Annotated in this window: 16 protein-coding genes and 2 pseudogenes; 4 read left to right on the top strand and 14 right to left on the bottom strand. The window is 69.9% G+C overall.

The window, feature by feature from the left end; all coding sequences use genetic code 11:
* Positions 1–12: 12 nt before the first annotated feature.
* From pstA to ACFYY1_RS20790, 4 genes and pseudogenes are all read right to left on the bottom strand, one after another.
* Entirely contained in the window at positions 13–1,098 is a 1,086-nt protein-coding gene (gene pstA / locus ACFYY1_RS20805; protein WP_388587475.1) for a phosphate ABC transporter permease PstA, read from the bottom strand.
* Positions 1,095–2,090 carry a phosphate ABC transporter permease subunit PstC gene (pstC, locus tag ACFYY1_RS20800; RefSeq protein ID WP_388587472.1) on the bottom strand — a complete coding sequence of 332 codons (996 nt, stop codon included), beginning with the start codon at positions 2,088–2,090 and terminating at the stop codon, positions 1,095–1,097. Before pstC ends, pstA begins: the two co-directional genes overlap by 4 nt.
* A gap of 182 nt (positions 2,091–2,272) precedes the next feature.
* Positions 2,273–3,406 carry a phosphate ABC transporter substrate-binding protein PstS gene (gene pstS, locus ACFYY1_RS20795; protein ID WP_388587470.1) on the bottom strand — a complete coding sequence of 378 codons (1,134 nt, stop codon included), beginning with the start codon at positions 3,404–3,406 and terminating at the stop codon, positions 2,273–2,275.
* 215 nt (positions 3,407–3,621) lie between these two features.
* Positions 3,622–3,825 (bottom strand): annotated as a pseudogene (locus ACFYY1_RS20790) (NUDIX domain-containing protein); the annotation flags it as partial.
* On the opposite strand from ACFYY1_RS20790, the gene ACFYY1_RS20785 reads away from it, so the two are divergent.
* Positions 3,776–5,497 (top strand): recombinase family protein, encoded by a 1,722-nt coding sequence (locus ACFYY1_RS20785; protein WP_388587468.1) that lies wholly within the window; start codon positions 3,776–3,778, stop codon positions 5,495–5,497. The pseudogene ACFYY1_RS20790 and the gene ACFYY1_RS20785 sit on opposite strands and share 50 nt — an antisense overlap.
* 238 nt (positions 5,498–5,735) lie before the next feature.
* Here ACFYY1_RS20785 and ACFYY1_RS20780 read toward each other — a convergent pair whose 3' ends face one another.
* The 7 genes from ACFYY1_RS20780 to mshD all read right to left on the bottom strand — a co-directional run bounded on the left by ACFYY1_RS20780 (position 5,736) and on the right by mshD (position 13,237).
* A complete protein-coding gene (locus ACFYY1_RS20780; protein WP_388587465.1) occupies positions 5,736–6,161 on the bottom strand; it encodes an NUDIX hydrolase in 426 nt (141 codons plus the stop codon).
* A 228-nt stretch (positions 6,162–6,389) separates the two neighbouring features.
* Positions 6,390–7,394 (bottom strand): CHAD domain-containing protein, encoded by a 1,005-nt coding sequence (locus tag ACFYY1_RS20775; protein ID WP_388587462.1) that lies wholly within the window; start codon positions 7,392–7,394, stop codon positions 6,390–6,392.
* On the bottom strand, positions 7,381–9,636 hold the full coding sequence (locus ACFYY1_RS20770) for an RNA degradosome polyphosphate kinase (RefSeq protein ID WP_388587459.1): 2,256 nt from the start codon (positions 9,634–9,636) through the stop codon (positions 7,381–7,383). The genes ACFYY1_RS20775 and ACFYY1_RS20770 overlap by 14 nt, the downstream gene beginning before the upstream one ends.
* A gap of 271 nt (positions 9,637–9,907) precedes the next feature.
* A complete protein-coding gene (locus tag ACFYY1_RS20765) occupies positions 9,908–10,885 on the bottom strand; it encodes an ABC transporter permease (protein WP_388587456.1) in 978 nt (325 codons plus the stop codon).
* Entirely contained in the window at positions 10,882–11,805 is a 924-nt protein-coding gene (locus ACFYY1_RS20760; protein ID WP_388587454.1) for an ABC transporter ATP-binding protein, read from the bottom strand. The genes ACFYY1_RS20765 and ACFYY1_RS20760 overlap by 4 nt, the downstream gene beginning before the upstream one ends.
* Entirely contained in the window at positions 11,802–12,212 is a 411-nt protein-coding gene (locus ACFYY1_RS20755) for a GntR family transcriptional regulator (protein ID WP_351258317.1), read from the bottom strand. Before ACFYY1_RS20755 ends, ACFYY1_RS20760 begins: the two co-directional genes overlap by 4 nt.
* Positions 12,213–12,313: 101 nt before the next feature.
* A complete protein-coding gene (gene mshD, locus ACFYY1_RS20750; protein WP_388587451.1) occupies positions 12,314–13,237 on the bottom strand; it encodes a mycothiol synthase in 924 nt (307 codons plus the stop codon).
* 757 nt (positions 13,238–13,994) lie between these two features.
* Here mshD and ACFYY1_RS20745 point away from each other — a divergent pair.
* Positions 13,995–15,842 (top strand): bifunctional metallophosphatase/5'-nucleotidase, encoded by a 1,848-nt coding sequence (locus ACFYY1_RS20745; RefSeq protein WP_388587449.1) that lies wholly within the window; start codon positions 13,995–13,997, stop codon positions 15,840–15,842.
* Positions 15,843–15,907: 65 nt separating this feature from the next.
* On the opposite strand, the gene ACFYY1_RS20740 is transcribed toward ACFYY1_RS20745, so the two are convergent.
* Together ACFYY1_RS20740 and ACFYY1_RS20735 are read right to left on the bottom strand one after the other, a co-directional pair.
* On the bottom strand, positions 15,908–16,420 hold the full coding sequence (locus ACFYY1_RS20740) for a hypothetical protein (RefSeq protein ID WP_388587447.1): 513 nt from the start codon (positions 16,418–16,420) through the stop codon (positions 15,908–15,910).
* Positions 16,421–16,423: 3 nt separating this feature from the next.
* Positions 16,424–16,561 carry a hypothetical protein gene (locus tag ACFYY1_RS20735; protein WP_388587445.1) on the bottom strand — a complete coding sequence of 46 codons (138 nt, stop codon included), beginning with the start codon at positions 16,559–16,561 and terminating at the stop codon, positions 16,424–16,426.
* 68 nt (positions 16,562–16,629) lie between these two features.
* On the opposite strand from ACFYY1_RS20735, the pseudogene ACFYY1_RS20730 reads away from it, so the two are divergent.
* Positions 16,630–16,829: pseudogene (locus ACFYY1_RS20730) on the top strand (Scr1 family TA system antitoxin-like transcriptional regulator); the annotation flags it as partial.
* Between the two features lie 13 nt (positions 16,830–16,842).
* Positions 16,843–17,037: a DUF397 domain-containing protein gene (locus ACFYY1_RS20725; protein WP_376626787.1), complete on the top strand. Its 195-nt coding sequence runs from the start codon at positions 16,843–16,845 to the stop codon at positions 17,035–17,037.
* A 443-nt stretch (positions 17,038–17,480) separates the two neighbouring features.
* Here the strand turns inward: ACFYY1_RS20725 and ACFYY1_RS20720 are convergent, their stop codons facing one another.
* The gene (locus ACFYY1_RS20720) at positions 17,481–18,482 is read right to left on the bottom strand and encodes a hypothetical protein (protein WP_388587442.1); all 1,002 of its coding nucleotides are present in this window, start codon (positions 18,480–18,482) and stop codon (positions 17,481–17,483) included.
* Between the last annotated feature and the right edge of the window lie 60 nt (positions 18,483–18,542).

Genomic DNA, 18,542 nt, shown 5'->3' with positions numbered 1-18,542 from the left:
TTTCGTGCCGCGTCAGCGGCCGGTCTTCGGGGCCTTCCAGCGGGCGATGCCGCGGGCCACCAGGTTGAGGATCATGACGAAGGCGATCAGGACCAGCGCGGCGGCCCAGGCACGGTCGTACGACTGGTCGGTACCGACCCGGTACTGCTCCCAGATGTAGAAGGGGAGTGAGGACTGTGCACCCTGGAACGGGTTGGGGTTGATCAGCTGGCTGCCGAACACCAGCAGCATGATCGGCGCGGTCTCACCGGCGATACGGGCGATCGCGAGCATCACACCGGTGGTGATGCCGCCGATCGCGGTCGGCAGGACCACCTTCAGGATCGTGCGCCACTTCGGGACGCCGAGGGCGAGCGATGCTTCGCGGAGCTCGTTCGGGACGAGCTTGAGCATCTCCTCGGTGGAGCGGACCACGACCGGGATCATCAGGATCGTGAGCGCCAGCGCGCCCATCAGACCGGACGGCTGGGTCTTCGTCATCAGCATGATCGAGAGGATGAAGAGACCGGCGACGATGGACGGGATGCCCGTCATGACGTCGACGAAGAAGGTCACGGCCCTGGCCAGGGCGCCCTTGCCGTACTCCACCAGGTAGACGGCGGTCAGCATGCCGATCGGGGCGGAGATCACGGTGGCGATGCCGACCTGCTCCAGCGTCCCGATCAGCGCGTGGTAGACACCGCCGGTCGGCTCGGAGCCGAGCACGCCGGCCATCGAGTGGGTCAGGAAGTACCCGTCCAGGCGCTCCGCGCCCCGGCTGATCGTCGTCCACAGCAGCGAGGCGAGCGGCACGACGGCCAGCAGGAAGCACACCCAGACGATGCTGGTGGCGAGCCGGTCCTTGGCCTGGCGCCGGTTCTCCACGACCGAGGTCACGATGTACGAGATGACGACGAAGAGGAGGGCGGAGAACAGCCCCCACTGGGTGCGGCTCTGCCAGCCGGCCGCCGCGCCGGTGCCCACGCCCAGCGCGAGCGCCACGGCGGCGAAGGCGAACGGGGCCCAGCGGGGCAGTGCCCGGCTGCTCAGGCTCGTCGGGCGCTTGGGCGTCGTCACGGCGGGGCGGTCCTGTATGCCGGTGTTGGCTGCCTGGCTCATGCGTTGGCCCCCGAGTATTCCTTGCGGCGGGCGATGATCAGCCGGGCCGCGCCGTTGACCAGCAGGGTGAGGACGAAGAGCACGAGGCCCGAGGCGATCAGGGCGTCGCGCCCGAACTCGTCGGCCTCGTCGAACTTCGCGGCGATGTTCTGGGCGAAGGTGCCGCCGCCGGGGTTGAGCAGGTGCCCGGAGATGATGAAGCTCGGCGACAGGACCGTGGCGACGGCCATCGTCTCGCCGAGCGCGCGGCCCAGGCCCAGCATCGAGGCGGAGATCACGCCGGAGCGGCCGAAGGGGAGCACCGAGAGGCGGATGACCTCCCAGCGGGTGGCGCCGAGCGCGAGGGCGGCCTCCTCGTTCATCTTCGGGACCTGGAGGAAGACCTCGCGGCTGACGCTGGTCACGATCGGCAGGATCATGATCGCGAGCAGGATGCCGACGGTGAAGAGCGAGCGGGCGACGCCGACCTCGGTCTTCTCGAAGATGTACGTCCAGCCGAAGAACTGGTCGAGCCAGAGGTTCAGGCCCTCCAGGTACGGGACCAGGACGAGGGCGCCCCAGATGCCGTACACGATGCTCGGCACGGCGGCGAGCAGGTCGACGACGTACGCGAGGGGCGCGGCCAGCTTGCGCGGCGCGTAGTGCGAGATGAACAGGGCGATGCCGACAGCGACCGGGACGGCGATGGCCATCGCGATGATCGAGCTGACGACCGTGCCGAAGAGGAGGACCGCGATGCCGAACACCGGCGGGTCGCCGGCCGGGTTCCAGTCGAAGGTGGTGAAGAAGTTGCCTTCGTTCTTGGAGACGGCGATCGAGGCGCGGTAGGTCAGGAACACGGCGATCGACGCCATGATCAGGAGCAGCAGGATGCCCGAGCCCCTGGAGAGGCCCAGGAAGATCTTGTCGCCCACGCGGCCGGAGCCGGTGCCGGCGCGCTTGCGCGCCACCGGCGGTGCCGGCGGCGTTTCTATCGGTGTGGTGGAAGCCATGGTCTTTCCGGTCTGTGTGGGGGAGCGGTCCAGCTCCCCTGGCGGCGGTGCACCGGATGGGTGGTGGCGGACCGGTCCGGAGGGGTGCACCGGACCGGTCCGCCGGATGTTTCTGGTGTTACTGGCGTTGCTGGTGTGCTGGTTCTGCTGAGGGTGTTACGGGCGTTGTCCGCCCGTCCCGGTTACGAGAGGGAGGCGATGGTCTCGCGGACCTTGCTGTTGATCTCGGCCGGGATCGGCGCGTAACCGGCCTCGGTGAGGAGCTTCTGGCCCTCGTCACCGGCGGTGTAGTTGAGGAAGGACTTGACCGTGGAGAGGGTCTCGGGCTTGTTGCCCTTGTCGCAGACGATCTCGTACGTCACCAGGACGATCGGGTAGGCACCCTCGGCCTTGGTGGTGTAGTCGAGGTCCAGCGCCAGGTCCTTGCCGGTGCCCTTGATCTTGGCGGCGGCGATGGCCTTGGAGGCGTTCTCCGAGGTGGCCTTGACCGGGGCGGAGCCACCGGTGTCGATGTCCACGGTGGAGATCGACTGCGAGGTGGCGTAGCTGAGCTCGAAGTAGCCGATCGAGCCGTCGACCTGCTTCACCTGGGCGGCGACACCGGAGGAGCCGGACGCGGCCTGGCCGTTGGGGGCCGGCCACTTCTTCTCGGCCTCGTACTTCCAGTCGCTCGGGGCGGCGGCACCGAGGTACTTGCCGAGGTTCTGCGTGGTGCCGGAGTCCTCGGAGCGGTGGAAGGCCTGGATGTCCTTGTCCGGGAGCTTGGCGCCGCTGTTGAGCTTGGCGATCGCCGGGTCGTTCCACTTCTTGATCTTGCTGTCGAAGATCTTGGCGAGGGTGGGGGCGTCCAGCGTGAGGCTGTCGACACCCTCCAGGTGGAAGCCGATGGCGATCGGGCCGCCGACCATCGGGAGGTTGATGCCCTGGCCGCCCTTGCAGATCTTCTTCGAGTCGGCGACCTCTTCGGGCTTCAGCGCCGAGTCGGAACCGGCGAAGCCGACGGTGCCCTGGTTGAAGGCGACGATGCCCTCGCCGGAGGAGGAGGACTTGTAGTTGATCTCGACGCCGGAGCAGCCGGCCATGTAGTTCTTGGCCCAGAGGTCCATGGCGTTCTTCTGCGCGCTGGAGCCGGAGGCGGGCAGCTGGCCCTTGGCGTCGTCGCACTTGATGTTCGACGCGGCGTTCGTCTTCCCGCCGTTGCCGCCGGTCGTGCCGCTGTTGTCGTCCGAACCGCACGCCGTCAGGACCAGGGCGCCGGAGACGGCGAGGGCACCGAGCGCGGTGGCACGAAGCAGGTTCTTGCGCTGAAGCTTCACTTTCGGGTGTTCCTTCCAGGAGCCGCCGATGCTTTTCGTTCTACGGCGGCGTGCGATGTGGTGGGTGCTCCGGCAGTGCGCCGTGCCCCGTGCACTGCCGAAGTTAGGCAGAACAGGTGAAGCGGCCTACGGGGGAGAGTGAACGGAAGGTGAACCGTGTCGGACGGTGCGGTTCTGGCCCTTGGGCGGGGGCGCGGCGGAGTCCCTTGGCCGGGAGGGAGCCCGGCGCCGGGGACGCAGTGGTGGCCGGTCTCCTCCAGGATCTCGCGCCGGGCGGCGTCCGGCGCGGGCTCGCCGCGCTTCAGCTTCCCCTTGGGGTGATACCAATTACCGTATGATTGCTCATCACATGGCATGTAGGGTCGATGTGTGATCGATACGCGGAACCCGACGCGCCCGTCCAAGACGTTCTCTCGCATCTACGTTGCCCCCGCCCTCCAGGCGTATCTGGAGGAGGGCGGCATCGTCGAGGACTGGCTCAACGGGCGAACCCCTCTGATCTCATATGCCCGCATCTCCGCCGACCGCCTGAAGGGTGACGGAATCGGTGTTGGGCGTCAGCACAAGAACAACGCCAGGAACGCCGAGCAGCATGGTTGCGTGGTCGTCCTCCACTACGAGGACAACAACCTCACCGCTGCTAAGCGTGAGGTGAAGCGCCCCGCGTTCCTGCAGATGTGCCGTGACATCACGCATGGCAAGGAGGAGGAGACCGGTGTGCCGGTCAGGGGCTGCGTAACTGTCGAACGGGAACGGGTCTACCGCTTGCCTCGCGACTTCATCGCCTTCCAGGACGCGCTTGTCATGGCCGGCGATGGCGACGGTGACGGGGTCTTCATCGAGGACAAGAGCCTTCTGGATCTCGTCAACGACGATGGCACGATCACCGCGGGCCTGATCACCTCTGGGACCGAAGAGGCTGAGGTGAGGAAGATCCGTAAGCGCACTGTGCGGAACGCCGCCGACAGGGCAGAGGAAGGCAAGACCTACGGCGGGCCCCGCCGCTTCGGCTGGCTCGGGGCGTGCCAGGACCCCTACCGGCTTGGGAACAAGCACAAGAATGCAGATGAATGGCCCCACTTGATCGACATGATCAAAGCCCGCTACGCCGGTAGGTCATGGCGTGCCATCGCGGGAGAGATCAATAGGAGGAAGGTGCTGACGGCACGCGGCGGCCGGTGGACGGAGCAGGGAGTCAAGGCGCTTGTCGCCAACCCCGCGTGGTGGGGTGGCCGTGTCCTCAACGGTGAAGTCGTGACAGACCGCAAGGCCGGCGATCCGGTGATCGGCGACTGGGATCACGCCACCGAGGAGACCGACGGCGTTGGGTACGAGACGTGGAAGAGCATCATGACCGGCGTCAGGGCGAACCGGCTGCACCGGGGGATGAGACGCGGTGTGGAAGTGCCGCATCCTGAAGACCAGTTGCGCACGCGGGGTTACATGTTCTCCGGGACGCTTCGATGCGGTCGTATCAATGACTTCGAAGAGGTCTGCTACTCGAAGCTGTCGGGGAACAAGGCTTCGGGGAAGAACGCGAAGTACGGGGACTACTACCGTTGTGGAGACGCCAATTGCAAGGGTGTCGGTCGCCGGGTGGTCCCGGTTGACCAGCACCTCGAAGAGCTCCTGTTGGCGTACTTGGACAGGCACTTCACGGGCACCAAGGTGGAGATGATCCCGTGGCGTGGCAAGGACAAGATTGCCACTTTGCGGAAGCAGCGCCGGGACATCAAGAACTCGGTTGCCTCGGGAACGGCTGACTGGAGCGACGTGGACGACCTGATCACGCGTCTCAGCCGCAACATCCAAGCTCTGGAGCAGGAGGAGAAGGACCACCTCGCTGCTGAGCGGAAGAGGAACCTGCTTCGGGGGTGGAGCCGAGAGAAGTGGGGTCAAATGGAGTTGGAGGAGAAGCGCGAAGTGATCGCGCAGGTCTTCGTTTCCGTCGTCGTCATGCCGGTTCCCAAGGGCGTCAGCGACAAGGCTCCATTCGACCCCACTTTGCTGAAGGTCTCGTGGCGCAAGGAGAAGAAGGCCGCCCAGGTCGCTCGACCCCGAGCCCTGGCACCAAGCCAGAACGAGCAGTAGACGAGGCGCGTGCCAGGCCACCGCTCACCAGCACCACACGGTCAAGCCCCGCTCAAGCCGGCCTGATCCGCCGGACAGGCCCTGCGCGGCCTCAGCGGGCTGTACACCGTCGAAGAGGGCAGAGAGAATCCCCCGCTGCTCCGAACTCGGCTGCGGCGCCGATTCCGGTTCGGAAGCGATCCAGCCGTCCACGCCGACCTTGGCGGGCCGTCCCAATGGCGCTCGGCTTGTGCTGTCATCACAGCACCTCTCCGGCCGCGTGAAGGGCGCCCAGCAGAGCGTCGACCAGCTCCTTGTCGCGCTTTTGGGTCAGCTGGTCCCGAGCGAAGGAGGGGGAGAACCAGAGGAGCCGGGACACCTCCCGGTTCGGGACGAAGGTGCCGCGAGTGGCCTCGGCCGCCCAATAGCGGACCTCCTTGGGGCGCCCCTCCACCCGGTACCGGACGGTGGGCAACTCGGGGCCCAGCTCGCATGTCATGCCGGTCTCTTCCAGCACTTCCCGGACGGCGCCGTCTCGGGCGTCTTCGCCGCGCTTCAGCTTGCCTTTCGGGTGGGACCAATCTGCCCACTTCGGCCGATAGACCAGGGCAAGCTCGATGCCGTCGCCGGAGGGCGAGTGCCGCCACAGCAGGCAGCCTGCCGCACGGATCGTTGAGTCAGGCATGATGACACTCCGGGCTGGAACCGCCTCTGACCTGTGGTTTTGTTGATCGTTGTTTGTGATCACGCAGGTTGTCGTAACGGGGCCGGTGGACCAGGCAGATCTCCAGCGTGCCGGAGCTCTCCGGCCGCCGCCACAGCACGCACCCCGCGGCGAGCACCGGCCCGTTCCCGCCGCGCTTGGCACCGCGCTTCGCGGCGGGCCCGGTACCGCGGGCGCCCACCGCCCCGTTCATGGCGCGATCACGGCCGCGGCGTACGGCCAGCTCGCCCGGAACACGCCGCGGGCGGCCCCCACCTCATGGCGCTGGTCGGCGTGGAGCACCCCCAGGGCGTACGCGGTCGCGGGCGCGATGCGGGGCGTACGGGCCGCCGACGCCGCCGCCGCGGCCGCCTCCGAGGCGTCCCGGTGCAGATCGAGGGCGTGCCCCGGCGCCGCCAGGACCGGATCGGGGGCACCCCGTACCACCTCGCGGGCGTACCGGTGCAGCCGCAGCAGCAGCCGGGCCCGGTGCCAGGGCGCGTCCTGCGCCTCGTTGTACGGCTCGACCGCCTGGCCGGAGGGGAGCGCCGCCACCGCGCCGAGCAGCTGCTGTTCGGCCCGGTCGGCGGGCCCGTGCAGCATCTCCTCGGCCGGGGCCGCGGCCGCCGGTGCGAGCGGCACCTCCGAGGCGAGCAGCGCGACGGAGTCGGCCACCGCGTGGAAGCGGGAGGAGCCGAGTGCCTGGAGGGCGGCGGAGTGGGCGCGGGTCCTGGCGAGGGTCAGCTGCCGGTCGAGGAGCGCTCCGGCGCGGGCCGCGCCGACGCCGAGGGCGGCGCGCTCCTTGTCGGCGGCGCTGTCGGAGCCGGACCCGTTGCGGGCGGTGGGCAGGGAGGTGCCGGACAGGGCGTGCAGGGCTTCGAGGAGCCGGTGCAGCCGGGTCGCGTAGGCGTGTTCCCTGGCCAGGGTGCCCGACAGCCAGGCCAGTTCGGTACGGAGCTGCTCGGCCCAGGTGGCGTCCAGCACCGCCCGGAAGGTGTGCAGCGTGCCGCCGATCCGGCGCGAGGAGCGGCGCAGCGCGCCGGCGGCCTCCTCGGCTCCGTGGGTCCCGGCGTCCGTGGGGGCGCTGTTCTCGCGGTGCAGGCGCAGGCTGCGGAGGAATTCGGCGGCCTGCTCCTGAAGGTAGGGCGCGAGTACCGCGCCCGCCGTAAGGTCCGCGAGGTCCGCCTGCGTCGTCTGGTGGTCATGGCGTCGCACGCCGGCGCCTCCGGGCGTCAATGAGCATTTCCTGTACGTGCCGCAGCGGCTGGCCGTCCGTGTCCGTGGAGTGCCGGGTCCAGTTCCCGTCGGGACCCAGGTGCCAGGAGGAGGTGGTGTCGGCCATGCCGGTCTCCAGGAGACGGCTGAGCGCGGCGCGGTGGGCGGGGTCGGTGACCCGGACCAGTGCTTCGATCCGGCGGTCGAGGTTGCGGTGCATCATGTCGGCGCTGCCGAACCACACTTCGGGTTCGCCGCCGTTGCCGAAGGCGAAGACCCGGGAGTGTTCGAGGAAGCGGCCCAGTATCGAGCGGACCCGGATGTTCTCGGAGAGGCCGGTGACGCCGGGGCGGATCGCGCAGATGCCGCGTACCCAGATGTCGACCGGTACGCCGGCCGCCGCGGCCCGGTAGCAGGCGTCGATGATCGCCTCGTCGACCATCGAGTTGACCTTGAAGCGGACGTAGGCGCTCCGCCCGGCCCGCTGGTGGGTGATCTCCTTGTTGATCCGGGTGATCAGCCCGTCCCGCAGGGATCTCGGGGCGACCAGGAGACGGCGGTAGGTCTCGCGGCGGGAGTAGCCGGAGAGCCGGTTGAAGAGGTCGGAGAGGTCCGCGCCGACCTGCGGGTCCGCCGTCAGCAGGCCGAGGTCCTCGTACAGCCGTGCCGTCTTGGGGTGGTAGTTGCCGGTCCCGACGTGCGAGTAGCGGCGCAGGGTGTCGCCCTCCTGGCGGACCACGAGCGACAGCTTGCAGTGGGTCTTCAGCCCGACGAGGCCGTACACGACGTGGCAGCCGGACTCCTCCAGCTTCCGCGCCCACTTGATGTTGGCCTGCTCGTCGAAGCGGGCCTTGATCTCCACGAGCACCAGGACCTGCTTGCCGGACTCGGCGGCGTCGATGAGGGCGTCCACGATCGGCGAGTCGCCCGAGGTCCGGTACAGGGTCTGCTTGATGGCGAGGACGTCGGGGTCGCTCGCGGCCTGCTCCAGGAACGCCTGTACGGACGTGGAGAAGGAGTCGTACGGGTGGTGCAGGAGCACGTCGCGTTCGCGCAGCGCGGCGAAGACGTCGGGCGCGGAGGAGGATTCGACCTCGGCGAGGTCGCGGTGGGTGCCGGCGATGAACTTGGGGAACTTCAGCTCGGGCCGGTCCAGGGAGGCTATGCCGAAGAGCCCGGTCAGATCGAGCGGTCCGGGCAGCGGGTAGACCTCGGCGTCGGACACCTTCAGCTCTCGTACCAGCAGGTCCAGCACGTACGGGTCGATGGACTCCTCGACCTCCAGCCGGACCGGCGGGCCGAAGCGGCGCCGCATGAGCTCCTTCTCCAGGGCCTTGAGGAGGTTCTCGGCGTCGTCCTCCTCGACCTCCAGGTCCTCGTTCCTGGTGACCCGGAACATGTGGTGGGCGAGGACCTCCATGCCCGGGAAGAGCTCTTCGAGGTGGGCCGCGATGACGTCCTCTATGGGCACGTACCGCTGCGGCGACGCCTCCAGGAAGCGGGTCAGCAGCGGCGGCACCTTGACCCGGGCGAAGTGGCGGTGGCCACTGACCGGGTTGCGTACGACGACGGCGAGGTTGAGCGAGAGCCCCGAGATGTAAGGGAAGGGGTGCGCCGGGTCGACGGCGAGCGGGGTCAGCACGGGGAAGACGCGCTGCCGGAAGAAGGTGAACAGGCGGGCCTGCTCCTTCTCGGTCAGCTCGGGCCAGCGGATCAGCTGGATGCCCTCGTCGGACAGGGCGGGGGCGACGTCCTGCTGGTAGCAGGCGGCGTGCCGGGCCATGAGCTCGCGCGAGCGGGTCCAGATCAGGTCCAGGACCTCGCGGGGCTGGAGTCCGGAGGCGGAACGGGTGGCGACGCCGGTGGCGATACGGCGCTTCAGCCCGGCCACCCGGACCATGAAGAACTCGTCCAGGTTCGAGGCGAAGATGGCGAGGAAATTAGCCCGTTCGAGGAGGGGGGTCGCGGGGTCCTCGGCGAGTTCGAGCACGCGCTCGTTGAACGCGAGCCAACTGCGCTCGCGGTCCAGGAAGCGGCCTTGCGGCAGCTCGTCGCCGTCGACATCGGGTTCGTACGCGTCGACGTCGGCGTCGATGTCGGGATCCAGGTCGGCGGCGGTGGACAACGCGGCGCCGTTGGATGCGGCGGTGGCGACGGCGTGCGGCCGGTGCGCGGCGAGTGAGCCGACCGACGGCTGCACGGTGGACTGGACCGGTACCTCGGAGCTGGGCTGCTGGCTCATGGCCCTATTCTTCCGCGCGGATGGCCCAGGAGGCGCGCCGGAGGGTGCGGAGATCGCGGGGAACGCACGGTTGACGTCGTTCGTGCGGTCTCCGCCGGGATTTCTCCCGTTGCGGGGGGTCGGCACGGCTGGCTGCATCCTGAAAGGGTGGCAAGCGCTTCTGAATGGCCGGTAACGGCGACATGACGTGCAGGAAGCGGTGTTGCCGTGCGCGGGTCGGTCGTACGAGCCGGTTCCGGGCCCGGGGAGGGGCCCGGAACCGGCTCGGACGTCAGCCGTGCCGGCGGCGCAGCACCCGGAAGGCGACGGCGACGGCGAGCGCGGCGAGGGCGAGCAGGATGCCGGTCTCGACGAGCTGGAGGGGCCAGAAGTGCGAGGCGGGGTGGTAGTTCCTGAATCCGGTGACGCCGCCGAGCTCGCGCATGCAGGCGGTGGGATCGGCGGCCGCCCCGGACCCTCTGCAGTCCGTCCAGCGCACGGCTTCGCCCGAGGCGGTGAGCATGCCCCAGTCGGTGAACCAGGCACCGCCCCCGGCGCCCCCGGCCTGGTCGTTCCCGAGCAGCCGGACGGTCGGCCAGAGACCGTCGCGCAGGCGGTTCAGGACCATCACCAGCGGGACGTACGCGAGCACGGTCACGACCATCGCGGCGACGGTGCGACGCAGCAGCAGCCCGGCGAGCGCGCCGAGGGCCAGCATGCACAGGGCGTAGCCGAGGGGGACGGTGCCGATCGAGCCGTACGTCTCGCGGAAGTACCATGGCGACGCCTCGTGGATCGCGTTCTCCCGCGTACGGGCCCAGGCGCAGACGGCCGACAGCACGGAGACGGAGGCCAGCGTCACCACGGTGGGCACGGCGAGCTTGGCGGCGAGCCAGCGGGCGGGGGTCACGGACTGTGTCCACGCCAGCTTGTACGTGCCGCTCTCCAGCTCGCGGGCGATGACCGGCCCGGCCACGAAGATCCCCACGAACGCGGGCAGGACCATCATCAGCAGGCCCGACCAGGCGAGGACCTTCTGCATCCAAAGCTGACGGTCGAGATACGCGTCGACCGTGTCACCGCAGTCGGGCGTCGTGTGCATGGCCGAGCAGCCCGAGGCGGCGAAGGCGTCCACGACATGCTCGGTCCACAGCCAGGTGCCGACGAGAACGGCGATGACCAGGACGGGAAGCACTCCCATGAGCCACAGGGCCCATCGGTGCTGGGCCACGACGACCCGTACCGGGCCCCGCAGGGCGATCGTACTCATACGGCGGCCACCTCCTGGTCGGTCTCGACGGCCTTGGTGGCCTCGCCGGCCGCCGCGCTCGGCGTCAGCAGCGCCGGGGCCTCCGGCGACCGCAGATGCGCCAGCAGCAGTTCCTCCAGCGAGGGCTCGGTGGCCTCCCAGGCGTCGGTGTCCACGGGGCCCTGCCTCCGTACGAGTGCGGTCTGCAGCCGTCCCGCGGTGCGGGACTCGACGACGGTGTGCGGCGCGGTGTCCCGTACCGGGCCGGTGAGCAGGGTGTGCGCGGCGAGGAGGTCCTCCGTCTCGCCGCCGAGGCGGACCCGGCCGCCGTCGACGAGCAGGAGGTAGTCGCAGGAGCCCTCCAGCTCGGTGAGGATGTGCGAGGACATCACGATGGTGGTGGAGTGCTCGGCGGACTCCGCCATCAGCGCGCCCATCAGCTGGTGGCGGGCGAGCGGATCGAGGTCGGCCATCGGCTCGTCCAGCAGCAGCAGTTCGGGCCGCTTGCCCAGCGCGAGGGCCAGCGCGAGCCGGGTGCGCTGGCCGCCGGAGAGGTCCCGGACCCGGGCGTCGCGCGGGAGCTCCCCGGCGATGCGTTCGGCGGTCTCCTGGTCCCAGGTCGCGGGGTTCAGCTCGGCGCCCGCCCAGAGCGTCGCGGCGACCGTCAACTGCGGGTACAGCGGCTTGTCCTGGGCCACGAAGGCCATCCGGGCACGGGCCTGGCCGGGGGCCGTGCCCAGTACCCGCACTGTCCCCTCCGAGGGCCGCAGGAAGCCGGCCGCGAGGGCCAGCAGGGTGGACTTGCCCGCGCCGTTGGGCCCGACGAGGGCGCACACCCGCCCGGCGGGCAGCCGGAAGGAGCAGTCGCGCAGCGCCCACCCCCGGCCTCTGCCCCGGTACTTCATCCCGAGGCCGGTGGCCTCGATCGCAGCGCCTGTCATCCGGCCTGATCCCCCTCGAAAGTCCTGTCCAGTACGGCGGTGAAGAGCGCGCTCACGTCGTCCTTCTCCAGCCCGGCCGCGCGGGCCCGGCGGGTCCAGTCGGCGAGTTCGGCGCGCAGCGGTGCGTCGTCGGCGGCCGCCGCGCCGCCGAGGGTCCGGGTGACGAAGGTGCCGAGCCCGCGCCGGGCCTCGACCAGGCCCTCGCGCTCCAGCTCCCGGTAGGCCTTGAGCACGGTGTTCGGGTTGATCGCGGTGGCTTCGACGACCTCGCGCGCGGTGGGCAGCCGGTCGCCGGGCTCCAGCAGGCCGAGGCGGAGTGCCTGCTTGGTCTGCTGGACGATCTGGAGGTACGTGGCGACGCCGCTGCGCCGGTCGATGCGGAACTCGACCGCTGCGGACTCTGCCATGTTCACCCCTTTCACTAATTGAGTAGTGAAAGGGTGGCGCAAGAAAGGGGCGGCGTCAAGCGACGCCGCCCCCGGGTGAGTTGGGCCTGTGGGCCCTTGCCTCAGGACTCCGTGCGGTACATCAGGTCCACCTCGTGCGTCGCGAAGCCCATCCGCTCGTAGACGGCCAGCGCCGCCTTGTTGTCCGCGTCCACGTAGAGCATCGCGGTCGGCAGCGCCTCGGCGGCCAGATGGCGCAGCCCGATCGCGGTGAGCGCCTTGCCGAGCCCGCCGCCCTGCGCGTCGGGCCGGATGCCGACGACGTACACCTCACCGAGCTGCTCCTCGGCGTGCACCTTCGTCCAGTGGAAGCCGATCAGCTCGCCGTCGCGCTCGGCCAGGAAGAACCCCTTCGGGTCGAACCACGGCTCCGCCTTGCGGTCGTCCAGGTCGCGCTGGGTCAGCGAGCCCTGCTCCGGGTGGTGGGCGAAGGCGGCGCGGTTCACCACGAGCCAGGCGGCGTCGTCCTCGCCGGGCACGAAGGTACGGATGGTGACGCCGGGCGGCAGCACCGGCTCCGCGATGTCCAGCGGGGCCAACGGGCGGCGCAGCTGGCGCAGTTCGCGGAAGAGCGAGAGGCCGAGGACCTGCGCGAGATGCCGCGCCGCGGACTTCCCGCCGTGCGCCCACACCCGCAGCCGCTTCCCGGTCGCGGCGAGCAGCGCAGCGCCCAGCGCCCGCCCGTGACCCTGCCCCCGGTACGCCGGGTGCACGACCAGCTCGGCGGCCGGAGCCTCGACGGGGTCGGTGTCCTCCAGCTGCGCGTACCCGACCAGGACCGCCCCGCTGGTCAGCAGCAGGTGCCGGACTCCCGCCCGCTGTCCGCCCCGAAGCTGCAACCGCCCCTGCTCGGAGACGGCCTGCCTGCCGTCGGACCGGGCCGCCTCGGCGAGCAGATCGGACACGGCGTCCGCCTGCTCGGGGGAGAGCTCGTCGAGCGTCCGGATCTCACGTCCGGGAGCGGGGAGGGGTGCGTCAGTCGTCATGTCTACGAGCCTAGGGCCTTTCGTTTGGATCAGGCCGGATCAGGGAGCGGGGTCCGGTGCGAGCGACGACAACGCGGAGGGGGGTCCCCCTGGCCCTTGAGGGGGCGGGGTGCGTAGCGGGGCGGTGCGCGGGTGCTTCGGGACTCGGTCGGCGGTCTGCGGTGTGTTCAGCACACCGTCGGCGATGCGGGAGAGATCTTCGGCGCTGGGCAGCAGCTCGCGCACCCGGTCGGGCAGCCCGGCGTAGGTGCCGACGGCCAGCGGCTGGTTTGTGGCCGCGCAACGCGTACTCGACCATCGACCGGTCGCGGCTCTCAGCGATGAGAAGGCCGATGGGTGGGCCCGGGGCAATTGTCCAGCACCCTGCTGGACAATCGGCTCCGGCCAGAGTCGGCACCGGCCGTCGCGGACGGCATGCTGAGCGAGGAAGCCCGGATCAGGGCGGGTTTCGCAGGTGGCCATGAGGGTGACGACGTGGCCCGCGGCAATTGCGCAACGGTCTGTTGCGCAAATCGATCGGGCCATGTTCGAACCATCAGTCGCATGTGCTGAACGCTCCGCGTGCGGAACCCCCGCGGGTCGGGAACTCCGCTTTCAGCCCGGCGACAATGCGGCGACGACCATGGCGCCTCACCGCATGGCAACCAGTTCGTAACCCCGGACACCTGTCGCGCTACGCGCGTTGACCCTAGGCTGCGCACGAAGTCTCCAGACTCGTCACCACTTTCGACCTCCCGCTGAACTCACAAGGGGACCGATGTCAGCGACACCGCAGAAGAACCGCGCATCCCGGCGGGTGCTCGCCGCCGCGGCCGGGCTCGCCACCGTCGGCGCGCTCGTCGCCGCGATGCCGGCCGGCGCCCAGGACCGCCACGGGCACGGACACGGGGGCGGCCACCACAAGCCGGGCCGCACCGTCGACGTGCAGCTGCTGTCCTTCAACGACCTGCACGGCAACCTGGAGCCGCCGGCCGGCTCCGCGGGCTCGGTCATCGAGACGCAGGCGGACGGCACGACCAAGGAGATCCCGGCCGGAGGCATCGAGTACCTCGCCTCCTCGCTGCGCACCGCGCGCGAGGGGCACCCGTACTCGATCACCGCGGCGGGCGGCGACATGGTGGGCGCGAGCCCGCTGCTGTCCGGTCTCTTCCACGACGAGCCGACCATCGAGGCGCTCAACAAGATCGACCTCGATGTGACGACCGTCGGCAACCACGAGTTCGACGAGGGCGCCACCGAGCTGGCCCGCCTCCAGAACGGCGGCTGCCACCCGGTCGAGGGGTGCTACGAGAAGGACAAGGAGTTCGAGGGCGCCGACTTCCCCTACCTCGCCGCCAACGTGACGGACGAGAAGTCCGGCAAGCCGATCCTCAAGCCGTACACGGTCTGGAAGAAGAAGGGCGTCAAGATCGGCTTCATCGGGGTGACCCTGGAGGGCACGCCGAACATCGTCACGGCCAACGGCGTCAAGGGCCTGAAGTTCCACGACGAGATCGAGACGATCAACAAGTACGCCAAGGAGCTGGACCGCCAGGGCGTCAAGTCCATCGTCGCGCTGATCCACGAGGGCGGGGCCCCGGCCTCCACCTCGTACAACTACGACTGCGACAGCTCTGGCGCCGGTGACGGCATCTCCGGGCCGATCACCGACATCGCCAAGGGCATCACGCCCAAGGTCGACGCCCTGGTCACCGGTCACACCCACCAGGCGTACGTGTGCACCATCCCGGACCCGGCGGGCAACCCGCGCCTGGTCACCTCGGCGTCCTCCTTCGGCAAGCTCTACACCGACACGACGCTCACGTACGACCGCCGCACCAAGGACATCGTCCGTACGTCGGTGAAGTCGTCGAGCTCCTCGAACCCGACCTCGGCGAACCACATCGTCAGCCGGGACCAGCCCAAGGCCAATGACATGACGGCCCTGATCGCCCGCTGGAACGTCCTGGCGGCGCCCATCGCCGACCAGCCGCAGGGCTACATCGCCGCCGACATCAAGGGCCGCGGCTCCGTGGCCCTTGAGAAGCCGCTCGGCGACGTGATCGCGGACGCCCAGCTGGAGGGCCTGGCCCCGGCGGACAAGGGCGGGGCGGTCGTCGCCCTCATGAACCCGGGCGGCATCCGCGGGGACCTGGTGCACAAGGCGAGCGGCGCCGAGGGCGACGGGGTGGTGACGTACCGGGAGTCCTTCACCGTGCAGCCCTTCACCAACATGATGAACGTCGTCGACCTCACCGGCGCCCAGCTGGTCGCCGCGCTCCAGCAGCAGGTCAGCGGCTCCAACGAGGCCAGCCCGAAGATCCTCCAGATCTCCAAGGGCCTCACCTACACCCTGGACATGACGAAGACGGGCGCGGCCCGCGTGGTCACCGACACCATCGAGCTCAACGGTGAGGCGATCGACCCGGCCAAGACCTACCGCGTCGCGATGAACGAGTTCCTGGCGGGCGGCGGCGACGGCTTCGCGGCCCTCGGCGAGGGCACGAACAAGCTGGTCGGCGCCTCCGACCTGGACCTGTTCAACGCCTACCTGGCGGCCCACTCCACGGCCGAGGCCCCGCTGGCCACGCCGGCGGCGGACCGGATCAAGGTCATCCAGAAGTAACTCCCGTACGCGGGTGAGCGGGGCGGTGGGCCGGCGGGCCCACCGCCCTTCTGCGTACGCGGCCGTCAGAGCTTCCCGAACGTCACCCCGCGCCACATCCACCCCGCCACGAGCACCGCGTCGCGCACGGGGTCCTTCAGGTCCGAGGTGTCGACGCCGAAGGTCTGCGTCGGGCCGTCCGCCCCGTCCTCCCCGCGCCCGAGCGTCCAGCTCTTCGTGCTCACGCTCACCTGGCCGCGCGCCGCCTCGGCGGAGAGCGCCAGGCGAGGGGTGTCTCCCGCCCAGGTGACCTGCCACATCCGGTCCACGGCGCGGACCTCGTGCTTGTCGGGAACCAACCGCAGGCGGATCTGGCGGAGTTCGCTCACCTGTGTGCGCAGGAAGAAGGTCTGCCACGCGGGTTCCCGGATCCGCCACTCCGCCACCAGGTCGGCGTCCTCCGCCGCACCGTCCCGCACCAGCCAGGGCACCTCCGGCCCGCCGAGTGCGAGCAGCGCCGCCCGGACCTCGTGGGCGGGCAGCGGGGCCACGCCGCCGGAGGGGCGCCTCGTGCCGGTCAGCTTGTCGAACAGGCCCATCGGTCAGTCCTCTCCGGTGCCGGTGGGTACCGCGCCGTCGTCCGCCGATCCGGCTCGGGCGAGGGTGAACCAGACCGCCTTACGGTACGGGAAGCCGCCGCCCAGCACGGTCATCCCCCAGGCGTGCGCCACCCGCTCCACGAGCAACAGCCCACGCCCGCCCTCGCGTTCATTCGGCGTGCGGAAGACCGGCGGTTCGGGAAGCGCCCACGGGCGGCTCGACCCACTATGTCTACGGTCCGGTTCCGCAGCTCGACACCGTACAGACGATGCCCTGTTGGGCTCCGGTTTCGTCGACGCCGAGGCGCGGCTCCAGGTCTTTCGGGCGGTACTCGACCGGACGGAAGGGCGATCGCTCGATCCGCAGAGTTCGAGAGACTTCATCAAGGAAGTCGCAGAGCAAGTGTGAAGGCGTGAGAATCATGGAAATTCAGTGGCGAAAGTCGTCCAAGTCGGCCGACGCCGACGGCGACAACTGCCTGGAGCTCGCCGAGTTCGGCGGCGAGATCCTCATGCGCGAGAGTGACAATCCGGACGTGATCATCCGTACGAGCCGTGCCAAGCTTCGCGCCTTCCTCGGTGGCGCCAAGGAAGGCGAGTTCGACGATCTGGCCTGAGCTGACACGCTCTCGCTTCGGGCGGCTCCCACCGGCGCAGGTGGGGCCGCCCGCTGCTGTTGCATCTCATCTGTGGCGGATATTCATCTCACTCGTTAGATATCAAACACTTGATACGAGCTCGCGCGAAGCGCTGGCTTCGAGGCGCGCCCCGGTCGATCCGGCCCTCAGAGGTCGTGCTCGTGGCACGCAACTCCGTTCAGTGCTGCGCCAGTTGGCCAGAGTTTCGAAGGATCGTCCCGCCGCCTGCCGCTCGTCACGCCGACCGCAGGCGCGGGGCGGCTCCGATGGGGCGTCAGGAGGCGGCCGTGAGTGAGCAACCACCCGTAACGCCCGCGACACGCGTGTTCTGGTGCGAGCGGGTCACCTACCGCACGATGGAGGCCGACGAAATCGCCGAGGTGTTCCGGCACATGGCCGGAATCGGGTCGGTCCCGAGCGTTTCACGAGGGGCGCGGGACCCGGTCGTACCTCTGCATCAGGCGGGGGAGCCGTGCGGTGTCGGAGGCGTTGTGCGTACGGACCTTCTCCAGTTCGGGGGCGTGGTCGCGGATCGCCGCGTTCTCGTATTCCGCCTCGACGGCGAAGTTCACGCCCAGCAGGTTGACCCGCAGCTTGCAGGAGATGTCGGCCGTGGCGACGGCGATCTCCTCGCGGCTCGGCCGGGCGCCGCGCAGGTCCCAGCGGGAGTCTTCGAGAGCGGCGGCGGGATCGCGGTAGGTGAATCCCTTGCCCCGCATGCAGGAGGACCACGACCGGTTCACCGCCGCGATCCGGGGGTCCGGGCGTGAGCGCTCGAACGCCTCGTGGCGCAGCCGGGCGACGAGGTCGTTGCCGCGTCGGGCCGCCTCCCCGCCGTCCGCGTGCACGGTTCGTTCGGCCTGTCCCGCGCATCCGTCGCGCGGAACCAGCTTGCCACGTACGGGTGTTGACGTTGCCCGGCCGTCCGCCGTGCGGCCCGACAACGCCTCGCGCTCCGGCAGGGGCAGGGCGTTCGCGATCTGCGGAGCACGGGTCCCACCGGGGGCCTCGGCGAGGTGGTACCCGCGTTCGGCGGCGATGGCCCGGTCGCTGATCCCGTACCGGCGCGACTCGTACTCGCGCCACGTTGCGACCGTGGTTGCGATGTAGTCGCTGGACAGGTGGGGCAGATACCGGAATCCGAAGCCGCGCATGCAGTGCTGTTGTACGCGGTAGACGAGGTACTCGCCGGTGGCTTGGTCCTCGGGAGTGGGGAGGTAGGCGTTCAGCGGCAGCCGGAGGTTCGCGGTGGTGGCCGGGGTCGGCGTTGCCACGGGCCCGGGGGCAGCGGGCGGCCGCGACGGTGCGCCGCCGCACCCGGAGACGAGAAGCGTGGCGGTCAGCGCACCGGCGGACAGGGCGGTGAGCCAGGCCGTACGGCGCCGGAAGGCGTTCCGTTCCGCGTGCACGGGTGGTTCTGCCATGTCTGGACTCTCCGCTCTCTCGGGTCCTGGTGAGGCTGGAAGCCCCGCCCGCACCTGGGG

It is taken from the genome of Streptomyces sp. NPDC001890, from assembly GCF_042891445.1.
GTDB lineage: Bacteria > Actinomycetota > Actinomycetes > Streptomycetales > Streptomycetaceae > Streptomyces.
This window is presented reverse-complemented; position numbering and strand designations above follow the sequence as displayed.

Excerpts from the sequence above, each read along its gene's own strand:
- pstA (WP_388587475.1), bottom strand. The coding sequence starts at position 1,098 with ATGAGCCAGGCAGCCAACACCGGCATACAGGACCGCCCCGCCGTGACG.
- pstC (WP_388587472.1), bottom strand. The coding sequence starts at position 2,090 with ATGGCTTCCACCACACCGATAGAAACGCCGCCGGCACCGCCGGTGGCG.
- ACFYY1_RS20780 (WP_388587465.1), bottom strand. The coding sequence starts at position 6,161 with ATGCCTGACTCAACGATCCGTGCGGCAGGCTGCCTGCTGTGGCGGCAC.
- ACFYY1_RS20770 (WP_388587459.1), bottom strand. The coding sequence starts at position 9,636 with ATGAGCCAGCAGCCCAGCTCCGAGGTACCGGTCCAGTCCACCGTGCAG.
- ACFYY1_RS20765 (WP_388587456.1), bottom strand. The coding sequence starts at position 10,885 with ATGAGTACGATCGCCCTGCGGGGCCCGGTACGGGTCGTCGTGGCCCAG.
- ACFYY1_RS20760 (WP_388587454.1), bottom strand. The coding sequence starts at position 11,805 with ATGACAGGCGCTGCGATCGAGGCCACCGGCCTCGGGATGAAGTACCGG.
- ACFYY1_RS20755 (WP_351258317.1), bottom strand. The coding sequence starts at position 12,212 with ATGGCAGAGTCCGCAGCGGTCGAGTTCCGCATCGACCGGCGCAGCGGC.
- mshD (WP_388587451.1), bottom strand. The coding sequence starts at position 13,237 with ATGACGACTGACGCACCCCTCCCCGCTCCCGGACGTGAGATCCGGACG.
- ACFYY1_RS20745 (WP_388587449.1), top strand. The coding sequence starts at position 13,995 with ATGTCAGCGACACCGCAGAAGAACCGCGCATCCCGGCGGGTGCTCGCC.
- ACFYY1_RS20740 (WP_388587447.1), bottom strand. The coding sequence starts at position 16,420 with ATGGGCCTGTTCGACAAGCTGACCGGCACGAGGCGCCCCTCCGGCGGC.
- ACFYY1_RS20725 (WP_376626787.1), top strand. The coding sequence starts at position 16,843 with ATGGAAATTCAGTGGCGAAAGTCGTCCAAGTCGGCCGACGCCGACGGC.
- ACFYY1_RS20720 (WP_388587442.1), bottom strand. The coding sequence starts at position 18,482 with ATGGCAGAACCACCCGTGCACGCGGAACGGAACGCCTTCCGGCGCCGT.